The following is a 13,445-nucleotide window of genomic DNA, read 5'->3' as shown; positions in this document are numbered from 1 at the left end:
CCCGTTCTTACGGTCGTCGGGCCTGGGGCAGTCCGGGGGGACACCGGAGGTCGGTGTACGGCGGCGGCTGCCCGCAGGGGGAGGGGCCCGTGAGGCGCAACCGAGTCCGTGCGTCCGTGTTCGCGCTGGTGGCGCTGCTGCTGGCCGGTTCAGCGGCGGGTGACGTGGCGGCACCGTCCGGCCCGGTGTTCCCGACCAGGGCGAACGCGGCGCCGGAGCAGCGGTGGGGGTCGGCGGCGGGGCAGCCGCACCTGGAGCCGGGCGTGGTCAACCGGACGCTGCCGCCGTCGCACCGGAGCCTGCACCCGCGCGTGCAGGCGCCGCCGCAGCCGGCGAACACGGCCTCGGTGAGCGCGGGCCCGACCGCGGCGCGGACCGGGTTCGACCGGGCGACGAGCCGGGAGCGCGTGGACGCTCGGGGGCCGCACGAGCGGGTGTACACCAACGCCGACGGCACCGAGACCACCGAGTTCTCCGCCGCCCCGGTCAACTACCGCAACCGCGACGGCGCGTTCGCGCCGATCGACACGGCGCTGACCAGGACCGACGACGGCTGGCGGAACACCACCAACGCGGTCGGGCTGGCGCTGGCGGCGCACGCCGACGGCGAGCACCGGGTCGAGCTGGACGACCGGCACGCGTTCGGCTACCGACTGGCCGACGCCGCCCGGAACGCCGGCCAGGCCGAGGGCGACCGGGTCCGGTACCCCGACGCGCGCCCCGGCGTGGACCTGCTGCTCCAAGCGCGACCGGGCGGGCTGAAGGAGACGCTGGTCCTCAAGGACGCCACCGCCACCCGCGCGTTCGACTTCCCGCTGACCCTGCGCAACCTCCGGGCGCGGCTGGACGGGCAGACGCTCGTGCTGGCCGACGGCGACACCGCGCACGCCGTGGTGCCGCCCGGCGACATGGTGGACGCGGCGGGCGCGGTGTCCCGCGGGGTGACCTACGCGCTGGTGGACGGCGTGCTGGAGGTCCGGCTGGACCGGGCGTGGCTGGACGACCCGGCCCGGGTGTACCCGGTGGAGGTCGACCCGACGGTGGCGCTGCCGGTGGACGACGGCGCGGCGGACGCGGCGATGTCGGTGCGCGGCTCGACCTCGGTCGCGGGCGGCTCGGAACTGCGGGTCGGGCAGGTGGCCGGCGTGTCGACGGCCTCGTACGTGCGGTTCGGCAGCCTGGTCGACCGGCTGCGCCACCACGTGGTCTTCGGCGCGCAGCTCCAGGTCGTGGAGTTCGACGCCACCTCGTGCCGGGCCCGCCCGGTCGCGGTGCACCCGGTGTCGCAGGCGTGGACGGCCACGGGCTCCTACAGCTACCCCGGCCCGGCGGTGGGCGCCTCGCTGGCGAGCCGGTCGTTCGCGCACGGCTACGTGGCGACGGGCCAGTCCTCGTCGCAGTGCCCGGCCGCGGCCGAGGTGTTCGACCTGGGCGGTGACGGCACGAAGCTGGTGCAGGGCTGGGTGGACGGCACGGCGGCGAACAACGGCCTGTCGCTGCGGGCGGACGTGTCCGACCCGTTGTCCGGCAAGCGGTTCACCGGCACGGGCACGGCGAACCCGCCGCGGCTGTTCGTCACGCACAGCCCCTACAACGCCGAGTACGGCATCCCCGACCCGGTGCCGAACCCGCCCGTGCTGCAGAACCAGGACGGCAAGGTCAAGGTCACCGTCACCAACAAGGGTGCGGAGGCGTGGACCGCGGCGGACTACTACCTGGCCTACCGGGCGTACAACGCGAAGACCGGCGCGGCCGTCGGCCAGCAGCGGGCGGCGTCGTTGCCGGGCGCCGTGGCGCGGGGTGCGAAGGTCACCGTCGACGCGACGGTGAAGGCGCTGCCGCCGGGGTCGTACTTCCTGGACTTCACCATGGTCCGCACCGGCGGCGTGGTGTTCACCGACCACCAGGTGCCGCCTGCCCGGCTGGCGCTGGACGTGATCGACCTCGCGCCGGTGGTGCAGGAGCTGCACCCGCCGAACGGCTACCGCACGCCGACCCTGACGCCGATGCTGTGGGGCCGCGCGCTGGACATCGACGCGCCGCCCGGGTCGTCGTTGAGCTTCGACTTCGAGGTGTGCCGGGCGGACGACCCGAAGCTGTGCTTCACCTCCGGCGCACAGCCGAGTCCGCAGTGGACGGTGCCGGAGGGCAAGCTGTTCTGGGGCAGGAGCTACCTGTGGCGGGTGTTCGTCCGCGACGCGGGCAACGTGGTCGCGTCGCCGCAGTCCGGGTTGGACGCGGACGTGCCGCAGCCGGAGCTGGCGTCACGGTCGGCGAGCGCGTCGGACGAGCGCGAGTTCGAGCCGCAGACCGGCGGCGTGTCGAACGTCGCGGTGGACGCCACCGTGGCCACCGTCGGACCCGAGCTGAACGTGGTGCGCACCTACAACAGCCTCGACCCGCGCCGGGACGGCGTGTTCGGCGCGGGCTGGACCAGCCGGTACGACATGCGCCTGACCCCGGACGACGACGGCACGGGCAACGTCGTGGTGACGTTCCCGGACGGTCAGCCGGTGCGGTTCGGCCGCAACCCCGACGGCTCCTTCGCCCCGCCGTCGGGCCGGGTGGCGGCGTTGACGCAGGAGTCGGGCGGCTGGAAGCTCGCCGACCGGTCGGGCACCGCGCACCTGTTCACCGCGAGCGGCCTGCTCAGCCGCATCACCGACAGCGCCGGTCGGTCGGTGGTGCTGACCTACAGCGCGGTGGACGGCAGGCTGGCCAAGGCGCAGGTGTCCAACAGCCAGAGCAACACCGCGGGCCGCTCGCTGCGGTTCACCTGGACCGGCGCGCACATCACGTCCGTGACCACCGACGCGAACACCACGTGGACCTACGCCTACACGGGGGACGCGCTGACCCAGGCGTGCGCGCCCGGCGGCCTGTGCACGAAGTACGCCTACAGCACCGGTTCGCACTACCGCAGCGCGGTGCTGGACTCGCGGCCGGAGTCGTACTGGCGGCTGGGCGAGGCGCAGGGCACGGCCGCGGGCAGCGAGGTCTCGGCCAACCTGGGTGAGGACGCGGGCACGTACGTGAACGCGGCGCTCGGCACGGCGGGCGCGGTGGCGGGCGCGCCCGGCACGGCCGCGTCGTTCAACGGCACCACCACGCGGTTGGACCTGCCCAAGGGTCTGCTGAAGAAGAGCCGTGACGGCGCGGTCGAGCTGTGGTTCAAGGCCAACACCACCGGCACCGGCGGCCCGCTGCTCGGCTACCAGGACAAGGCGTTCGGCACCGCACCGGGTCGAGGGGTCCCGGTGCTGTACGTCGGCACGGACGGCAGGCTGCGCGGACAGTTCGGCGCGGCCACGATCGCACCGCTGACCTCGCCGAACGCCGTCAACGACGGCCGCTGGCACCACGTCGTGCTGTCCCTGATGGGCACGGCGCAGACGCTGTACCTGGACGGTGCGCAGGTGGCCGGGGCGACCGGCGTGGCGCTGGACCACGCGCAGCTGACGTTCAACCAGGTCGGCGCCGCGTCGGTCAGCACACCGGGGTCGTGGCCCGCCTGGGGCACGGCGGCGCAGCGGTCGTTCAGCGGTTCGCTGGACGAGGTGGCGGTCTACTCGCACCCGCTGGGCCCGAACGCCGTGGCGACGCACCACCGGCAGGGCACGACCGCCGCCGACCAGCTCGCGACCGTGACCCGGCCGAGCGGCAACGTCTCCTCGCGGGCCACCTACGACGCCGACCTGGACCGCGTCACCACCTACACCGACCGCAACGGCGGCCTGTGGAAGATCGGCCCGACCGCGGTCTACGGCGGCGACGCCGACCTGCGGCGCGGCGTGCAGGTGCTGGACCCGGGCAACCGGCCGGTCCTGTACGAGTTCGACGGCGTCACCGGGAAGCTGTTGCGCACCGGCACACCGCTGGGCCTGGAGCTGCGCGACGAGGACCAGCCCGCGCCGCAGCCCGAACCGGTGGAGCAGTGCAGCGCGCCGGACCCGAACGACCCGAAGTTCTGCACGGTGATCCCGGGTGACGCGGGCGGGCCGGTGTTCGTGCGGCACCCCGTCAACGGCATGGCGATCCGCTCCTACCAGTACGACGCGAGCGGCAACCCGACCACCGTCACCAACGAGAACGGCGACGCGGTCACCATGACCTACGACGAGCGCGGCAACGCCACGTCCACCAGGACGTGCCGCCGCGCCGGCGAGTGCCACACCAGCTACACCACCTACCCGGCCGGCGGCGCGGCGGACCCGAGGGCGGACCAGCCGGCGGAGACCCGGGACGCGCGGTCGGCCAACGCCACCGACCCGACGTTCCGCACGTCGTACACCTACACGGCGACCGGCGAGCTCGCCACGCAGACCGAACCCGACGGCTCGACGGTCCGCCACACCCACACCAACGGCGCGGAGGCCGCCGTGGGCGGCGGGATCGTGCCCGCCGGCCTGCCGCTGACGACCGTGGACGCGCGCGGCAAGACCACCCGGTACGCGTACTACGCCAACGGCGACCTGGCGCGCCTGACCACGCCGTCCGGGCTGGTCACGAACTACTCCTACGACGTCCTCGGCCGGCTGACGACCGAGACGGAGGTCTCCGACTCGTTCCCGGGCGGCGTCACCACCACCTACGGCTACGACTCCCTGTCCCGGCAGACCCGGGTGACCGAGCCCGCGACGACCGACGCGGTGAACGGCACGAAGCACCAGCGGCAGGTCTCCATCGCCTACGACGCCGACGGCAACCAGACCAAGGTCGAGGAGACCGACCAGCTCGGCGGCGGTCCCGCCCGCACCACCCTCACCGCCTACGACGAGGCGGGCCGGCCGGTCCGGGTGACCGACGCCGAGGGCGGCGAGACGACCCAGGACTACGACCGGTTCGGCAACGTCGTGTCGTCCACCGACGCGGGCGGCACCCGCTACGACTTCGGCTACACCGCCCGCAACGCCATCGCCGAGGTTCGGCTGCGCGACTACCGGGCCGACGCCGAGGGCGGGCTGACCGGCGACTACCTGGTGCTGCGCTCGTTCTCCTACGACTTCGCCGGGCGCAAGGCCAGTGAGACCGACGCGATGGGCAGGCGGGTCGAGTTCACCTACCTCGGCGACGACCGCCCGCACAAGGTCGTGCTCAAGAACTTCCACAACCCCGACGGCAGCACGCGCGACTACGTGCTCCAGGAGAACACCTACGACGCGGCGGGCAACGTGACGCGGACGGTGTCCGACGACGGCACGTCCGTCACGACCGCCGCCTACGACCGCTCGGGCAACCGCACCACCGTGGTGCACGACCCGGAGGGCCTGGCGCTGAGCACGAGCACCGCGTTCGACGCGGGCGGCAACGTGACGCGGGTCAGCCGGTCGGGCAAGGCGTCCAACGTGCCGTGGCCGGTGTCCACCGCGCCCGAGGTCGTCGACTACGTCTACGACGACGCCGGCAACGCCGTCCGCGAGACCGTCACCGCGGGCAGCACCACCATGATCACCACCGCCGCCTACGACCAGCGCGGCCACAAGGTCGCCGAGACGTCGCCGCGCGGCAACGAGACCGGTGCCGACCCGGCCGCGTTCACCACGAACACCACCTACGACGAGCTGGGCCGCGAGGTCGTGGAGATCGCGCCCCCGGTGCGGGCGGAGAGCTCCGGGGGCACGCCCGGCACCGTGCGGCCGACCACGCGGACCGGCTACGACGCGTTCGGGCAGCAGACGGCGTCCACCGACGAGGTGGGCCAGGTGCGGCGGTTCACCCACGACCGGCTCGGCCGGCAGGTCACCGCGTCCGAGCCCGGCTACCGCGCGCCCGGCTCGACCGACACCGGCACACCGACCACCCGCACCCGCTACGACGCGCTGGGCAACGTCCTGGAGGTCACGGACCCGCGCGGCAACACCGTGCGCAACACCTACGACCAGCTCAACCGGCTCGTCGCGGTCGACCGGCCGATGACCACCGACGCCGACCGCGCGGTGTGGCGGTTCGCCTACACCCGCACCGGCCAGGAGCTGACCGGCACCGACCCGCTGGGCGGCGTCACCCGCGCCACCTACGACGACCTCGACCGGCGCGTGACCAGCACCCACGTCGAACGCCGTCCCGTGGCGGACAACCTGGTGTCCCGCTTCACCTACGACGACGCCGGGAACGTGGTGCGCGAGCAGACCCCGACCGGCGCGGTCACGCTCTCGGCGTACGACGCGGTGGGCCGGGTGATCCGCACGACCGACCCGGCCGGCGTGGTCACGCACCACGGGTACGACGCGAGCGGTCGGCTCGTGCGGCAGTCCGACGCGACCGGCCGCACGGCGCAGAGCACCTACGACACCGCCGGGCGGCTGGTGGCGCAGGCCGACCTGCGCCCGGACGGGTCCACGATCCGCTCGCAGCGGCACACCTACGACGTGGAGGGCAACCGGACCTCGTCCACCGACGCGATGGGCGTGACCGCGACGTTCGAGTACGACGCCGACGACCGCCTGGTGCGCCAGGTCGAGCCGGTGTCCGCGACCGAGTCCATCACCACGTCGTTCGGCTACGACGCGGCCGGTCGCCGCACCCGCTACACCGACGGCCGGGGCAACCCGACGTTCTTCACGTTCAACGCGCTCGGCCTGGTCGAATCCCTGGTCGAGCCGTCGACCCCCGCGCACCCGGACCCCGCCGACCGCAGCTGGACCGCGGTCTACGACCTCGGCGGGAACCTGGTGCGGATGACCGCGCCCGGCGCGGTGGTCACCGAGGTCGCCTACGACGCGGCGGACCGGCCGACCACGCGGTCCGGAAAGGGCGCCTCCGTCCCGAGCCCGACCCGCACCCGCGCCTACGACGCGCTGGACCGACCCGTGCTGGCGGGCGGACCGGACGGCGACAACACGTTCGCCTACGACGACCGCGGCAACCTGCTCAGCTCACGCGGCCCGTCCGGCAACGCGGACTTCGCCTACGACGCCGACGGCCGGCCCACCAGTCGCACCGACGCGGCGGGCACGTCCACGTTCGGCTACGCGGGCGGTCGGTTGTCCACCGTCACCGACGGCCTGACCGGCACCACCCAGCGCTACGCCTACGACGCCGCGGGCCGGCTGTCCACCGTCGACTACGGCGCCGGCCGGGTGCGCACCTACGGGTTCGACGAGCTCGGCCGCGTCGCCTCCGACGTGCTGCGCAACGCGGAGGCCAAGACCGTCGCGGCCGTCACCTACCGCTACGACCACAACGACCGCCTGACCGGCAAGACCACGTCCGCGGGCGAGCAGACCTACCGCTACGACCTGGCGGGCCGCCTCACCGCGTGGACCAGCCCGGCGGGCACCGTCGACTACGCCTGGGACGCCTCGGGCAACCGCGTCCGGGCGGGCGGCAAGACCGCCACCTTCGACGCGCGCAACCGGCTGGTCCACGACGGGGACCGCGCCTACACCCACACCCCGCGCGGCACCCTCGCGTCCCGCGGCGACGTCACCTACGAGTTCGACGCGTTCGACCAGCTCGTCCGCGCCGGGGACCGCACCTACGCCTACGACGCCCTGGACCGCCTCGTCCAACGCGGCTCCGGCCGGTTCACCTACGCCGGCCTCTCCGACGAACCGGTGTCCGACGGCGTGGAGAGGTACGCCCGCGGGCCGTCCGACGACCTGCTCGCCGTCGGCGACCGGATCGCGATCGGCGACGAGCACGGCGACGTGGTCGGCGCGTTCCTCGCGGCCGACCTGGCGCTGCCCCGGCTGACCGACACCACCACCTACGACCCGTTCGGCAAGGCGGTGGCCACCACCGGCGACACCGGCAACCTCGGCTTCCAGGGCGACTGGACCGACCCCGACACCGGCGACGTCGACATGGGCGCGCGCTGGTACTCGCCCGACACCGGCACGTTCCTGTCCCGGGACAGCCTCGACTACGGCGAGGGCGACTCGGTGCTGGCCAACCGTTACACCTACGGCGCGGCCGACCCGCTGGGCAACGAGGACCCCGACGGCCACCTGCCCAAGTTCTCCTGCGGCATCTGCAAGAAGGTCGGCGACTTCGTCAGCTCCACCGCGGAGCGGGTCACCACGGTCTTCCGCAGCGCCGGGTCGGGCCTGCGGCGGCTGGAGGACTTCGGCAAGCGCATGTTCAAGTCCGCGGTCAAGCGCGTCACCGGCCTGGTGGACAAGGGCAAGCGGCTGGTCAACAAGGTCAAAGCCTGGGGCAAGCGCAAGTTCGACAGCGCCGTGAAGTGGGTCTCCCGCAAGTGGAAGAGCACCCGCTCGTGGGCCGGACGCCAGTGGAAGCGGTTCAAGGGCGGCATCGACAAGGTGCGGCGCGGCTTCACCAGGCTGGTCAAGAGGGCCGAGGAACGCGGCAGGCGGATCATCCGCGACGCCAAGGAGAAGGCCGAACAGGCTCGCGAGTGGGCCGAGGAGACCGCGCGGCGGTTGGAGAAGAAGCGCAAGGCCGCGCGGGAGAAGGTCAGCCGCATCGCCCGCGGCATCATCGAGCAGGTCGCGAAGACAGTTCCGGTGAAGATCGTCGCGGCCGCGCTGAAACCCGTGATGTCCGTGGTGAAGCCGCTGGTGTCGGCCGCGTCGCACGTGCCGGCCGCCGTCGTGGGCGTCTTGCGCGGCGACCCGTCCGGTGTGGCGCGGGTGGCGAAGGACCTGGTGACGGCGGCGGCCAACGCGGTGGCCGCGCCGGGCGCGAGCATCGTGGGGGTCGCCCGGGTGTACGCCGAGATGCCGGTGTTCCAGTCCCTGCCGTGCGAGGGCGCGTTCAACTGCGCCTGGCGCGCCGGTCTGGGCAGCGCACCGCTCAGCCTGGTCGGCGGTGACACCGCGCCGGACTACGTCACGCTCGACGGGTCGCTGGCCACGAAGGCGTTCGGCCCGATCGGGTTCAGCCGGTCGATCAGCATCACGGTCACCAGCCACGGCCAGGTGTCGTGGGGCATGGGCGCCGGCATCTCGACGCCGGGTGCCGGCGTGGGCCTGCGAGGCGGCTGGCTGCCCCAGGCCAACCCCACCAAGGAGGACACCAACAGCTTCACCGTCGGTCCGGCGGCCGGGTGGAACGGCACCGTGCAGCGCTGGTGGATCACCCCCGCCGCCGGCACGTCGCACACCCTCCCCGACGGGCGCACCGCGGTCGAGGTGGGCGTGTCCATCGCACCGCCCAGCAAGGACGGCGTCGACGTGGGCTTCGGGGTGTCGGAGTCGAAGTGCCTCATCGGCTGCCCGAAGAGCAGTTCGTGGTGACGCCCGGAAGCGGCGGCGCTGGGAGAAGAGGGAGAGCAATGTCCACAGTAGAATCGCGGCGAGGGGTCGCGGTGCTCGTGGCCGCGCTCGTGGCGCTGGCGCTGGCCGTCGTCCCGGGAAGACCGGCGGCGCACGCCGACGCGGCGGGCCGGGGCGGTGACTACGTGCCGTTCACGACCGCCCGGTCGGTGCTCGACACGCGTTCGGGCGCCGGCGGTGTCACCGGCTCGCGGGGCGCGAAGAGCGTCACCACGTTCCCGGTGCTGGGTGTCGGCGGCATCCCCACGTCCGGGGTCAACGCCCTGTACCTGCGGGTCGTGGCCGTGACGCCGACCGCCAACACCTACCTGACCGTGTGGCCGGACGGCGCGCCGCAGCCCAGCGTGTCGATGGTGAACGTGATGGCCACGCAGACGTTGTCCAACGGCGCGATCGTGCGCCCGGGGGCCAACGGCCGGATCGCCGTGTACAACTACGGCGGCACCGTGCACATCGTGGTCGAGGTGCACGGCTACTTCACCACCAGCACCGGCGCGACCAACGGCGGGTTCGTCCCGGTCACGCCCAGCCGGGTGATCAACACCAACACCGGCCTGGGCATCACGGCGGGCGCGATCCCGGCCGGTGCCAGCCGCACGATCAGCCTGGCCACCGCGGGTGTGCCGGTGGGCGCGGCGGCCGTGTTCGCGCAGGTCACGCTGTCGCCACCGGCCGAACGCGGCTACTTCCAGGCCACCGCGTCCGGCACGACCGGCGTCCAACCCCTGATGGACTACGAGAACGGCATCAACAACGCGGCCGGCACCGCCATCACCCTCGGCGCGGACGGCAAGGTGATCATCACCAACAAGGGCTCGGGCGCGGCGCACCTGGTGGTCGACCTGATGGGGTACGCGACCAAGGCCGCCACCGCGGGCGCGGGCCTGCGGCCGGTCACCGCCCGGTTGTACGCGGGGCAGATCGCGGCCAGTTCCTCGATCGACATCGCCGTCGGCGGCACCAACGGCCTGCCCACGCGCGGGATCGCGGGCGCGGCGCTGAGCATGCAAGCGGTCGCGGGCAGCGTCGCCGGAACCCTGCGCGCGTGGCCGACCGGCACCGCCGAACCGTCCGCGACGCAGACCCAGTTCGCGGCCAACTCCACGCACCGGTCGTCCACCGTCATCAAACCGGGCACGGACGGCAAGGTCCGCGTCCGCAACCTCAGCTCCAGCGCCATCACCGCCTACATCGACCTGGAGGGCTGGTTCGCCGAGCCGCAGCCCGTCGTGCCGGTGGTGCCCGACACGCCGGTCACGGTCGTGCAGGCGCCGGCCACCGGTGGGCAGCTCGTCGGCGCGCTGGAGTACGCCTACGTCGACAACATCGGCCGCGTGGTCATCGGCCACCAGGAGAACCTGGACAACTTCGGCACCGTCCAGTACACGGTGATCTCGGGCAACGAGGCGTTCACCGGACGTCCGGCGCTCAACGCCAGGGCCGACGGATCGCTGGCCGTGTTCGCCCAGTACTCCGACGGCGGCGACGTGTGGTCCAGCAGCCAGACCGCGCCCCGTGCCGCCACCTGGACCGGGTGGTCGGACCTGGGCGGCTCCCTGGCCGCCGCGCCCGCCGCCGTGACGCTCGCCAACGGCTCGACCGCCCTGTTCGCCGCCGACGTGGACGGCAGGCTGTGGGCGCACATCGCGGGCGTGTGGCGCAACCTCGGCGACGTGGACCTCACCGGCACGCCCGTCGCCGTGCAGGTCCGCGACGGCGTCCAGGTGTTCGGCCGGGTGAGCGACGGCACCGTGGGCACCCTGCTGCACCGCACCGACGGCACCACGTCCGCGTGGACCGGTCTGGGCGGCACGGGCCAGGGCACGCCGTCGGTCGTCGTCTACCCCGGCTACCGGCTGCGCGTCTTCGCCACCGCCGCCGACGGCACCGTCACCACCAAGGTCCAGGACGCGGCCGGCGTGTTCCCCGCCGCGTGGGACAGCGTCGGGACCTTCGTCTCGGCCGGCGCGCCGTCGGCCGTCCTGGACCCGCAGCTGGGCCGCACCGCCGTCGTCGCCCGCGCGGCGGACGGCATCCTGCACGCCAGCTTCGAGACGACCTCGGGCTCCGGCGTGTTCGGCGACTGGTCGCCGGTCAACACCCCGGACCTGCCGTCGGCCACCGACCCGGCCACCACGACGGTGAACAACGGCAGCACTCCGCTGTGGACGATCACCTACCGCACGCCCAACGGCACCGTGGTGATCTACGACCGGCGCGGCGTGCCCGGCGCGGCGGCGTTCGGCGAGCCGACCCTGCTGGCCGCACCGCGGTAGTCCCGGAGACCGACGGCCACCCGGCGGGCCCCACCGCCGGGTGGCCGTCGCCGCGTCCGTGATAGCTTTGTAGAAAGCTTTCTGCAAAGCTATCCGGCGGAGGTGGTGGTGACCGATCAGGTGGCGGAGATCGTCCGGTGGTGGGCGCGGGAAGCGCCGGAGCTGCCCGCGGCGACGATCGAGTTCACCAAGCGCGTGGCGCGGGTGCACGCCCTGACCGACCGCGTCACGGTCGCCGTGCTGGCCCGCTTCGACCTCAGCCGGGCCGAGTACGACGTGCTCGGGACCCTGCTGACCGCGGACGACGCGCCGTTGAGGCCGTCGGAGCTGTCGTCCCGGCTGCTGCTCACCACGGGCGGGCTGAGCAACGTGCTGCGGTCGCTGGAACGGCGCGGCTGCACCGCCCTGACCCCGGACCCGACCGACGGGCGCAGCCGGCGCATCTCCTTGACGCCCGACGGCGCGGCCGTCGCCCGGCGGGTGGTCGGCGAGGTCGTCGCCGCGCAGCACGAACTGCTCCGCCCGGTCGACGCGGCCCGCATCGGATCGGTCACCGAAAGCCTCACGGCCGTCCTGACCCTGCTCGACCACTCCTGAAGCGTTGTCCGCCCGGCTCGTGGAGGCACGACATCTCCCGGTTCACCATCACCGACGTCCACGTGCTCGCCGCCGACGGCACGTTCGGTCCGCCCACCTCGGTGGCCGTGGCGGACGGCGTGCTCGTCGAGCGCGCCGGGGGAGCGGAGGTCGACGGGCGGGGCGGGTACCTGCTGCCCGGCCTGATCGACACCCACGTGCACGTGGACCACCCCGACCAGCTCGCGACCGGGCTCCGCTGGGGCGTGACGACCATGCTCGACATGGGCACACCCCGGTGGGAGGAACTGCGCGCGTGGCGCGACTCCGACGACGACGCCCGCGCCGATCTGCGCGGTGTCTCGTCTCCCGCGTGCGCCGTGCGCGGCCGGGCGGTGCGGAAGATGGGCTTCCCCGCCTCGACGGCCGTCCGGGGACCCGAGGACGCGGCCCGGTGGACCGCCGACCGGCTCGCCCAGGGCCCCGACTACCTCAAGGTCGTGCTGGAGGAGAGGCTGCCGTTCCAGCCGGAACCGCTCAGCCCGGACACCGTCGCCGCCATCGTGTCCCACGCGCACCGCGCCGGGAAGAAAGTGGTGGTGCACGCCGCGTCCAGTCGTGCGTACACCGTCGCGCTCGACGCGGGCGCGGACATCATCACCCACGCGCCCATCAGGGACACCGTGTCCGCCGACCTGGCCCGGCGGATCACCGCCGCCGGCACCGCCGTGTCACCGACCCTGGTGATGATGCGGACGATCCTGCGCACCCTCAAGCTCCCGTTCACGCCCAAGTCGTTGAACTTCGCCCACACGCTGGCGTCCACCAAGGCCCTGCACGAGGCCGGTGCGACGATCGTCCTCGGCACGGACGCGAACGCCGACCGCACCTCACCGGCCCGCGTGCCCCACGGCAGCTCCGCGCACGACGAACTGGTCCTGCTGGTCGAGGCGGGCCTGACCCCGTCCGCAGCGCTGACCGCCGCGACCTCCCGCGCCGCCGCCGTGTTCGGCCTCCACGACCGCGGGGTCCTCGCCACCGGCATGCGCGCCGACCTCCTGCTGGTCGCCCGCGACCCGACCCGGGACATCACCGCGACCCGCGACATCGTCGGCGTGTGGAAGCGCGGCGTCCCCGCTCCCGCCTAGAGCACGGCCGCGCGGGAGAACCCGTCTCGGCCGCGTCCGGCCCTCGGCACACGAACGTGGAGGCATCGCCTGGGGGCTGCCCCGCTTCGACGTGCTCGGCGACCACGTCGATCCGCGGCGGCGAACGCGCGTCGCGCTACTGCGGGGAACAGCGCGTGCCGCACCCCGAACCGCCGCCCCCGGCGGCCACCGCGCCGCAGGTGCGC

General features: G+C 73.6%; 4 protein-coding genes. All 4 read left to right on the top strand.

Annotated elements, in window-relative coordinates; genetic code table 11:
• Window positions 1-89: 89 nt before the first annotated feature.
• The gene (locus ACIQMJ_RS09075) at window positions 90-9,200 is read left to right on the top strand and encodes a LamG-like jellyroll fold domain-containing protein (RefSeq protein ID WP_499760403.1); all 9,111 of its coding nucleotides are present in this window, start codon (window positions 90-92) and stop codon (window positions 9,198-9,200) included.
• A 38-nt stretch (window positions 9,201-9,238) separates the two neighbouring features.
• Window positions 9,239-11,515, top strand: a complete 2,277-nt coding sequence (locus ACIQMJ_RS09070) for a DUF8189 domain-containing protein (protein ID WP_499760402.1) — start codon at window positions 9,239-9,241, stop codon at window positions 11,513-11,515.
• A 108-nt stretch (window positions 11,516-11,623) separates the two neighbouring features.
• Window positions 11,624-12,112, top strand: coding sequence for a MarR family winged helix-turn-helix transcriptional regulator (locus ACIQMJ_RS09065; protein ID WP_499760401.1), 489 nt, complete (start codon window positions 11,624-11,626; stop codon window positions 12,110-12,112).
• Window positions 12,113-12,174: 62 nt separating this feature from the next.
• Window positions 12,175-13,239 carry an amidohydrolase family protein gene (locus tag ACIQMJ_RS09060; RefSeq protein ID WP_499760400.1) on the top strand — a complete coding sequence of 355 codons (1,065 nt, stop codon included), beginning with the start codon at window positions 12,175-12,177 and terminating at the stop codon, window positions 13,237-13,239.
• Window positions 13,240-13,445 lie beyond the last annotated feature (206 nt).

This window comes from Actinosynnema sp. NPDC091369 (assembly GCF_044757065.1).
Taxonomy (GTDB): Bacteria; Actinomycetota; Actinomycetes; order Mycobacteriales; family Pseudonocardiaceae; genus Actinosynnema.
This window is presented reverse-complemented; position numbering and strand designations above follow the sequence as displayed.

Coding starts and splice junctions, on each gene's coding strand:
- ACIQMJ_RS09070 (WP_499760402.1), top strand. CDS start 9,239: ATGTCCACAGTAGAATCGCGGCGAGGGGTCGCGGTGCTCGTGGCCGCG.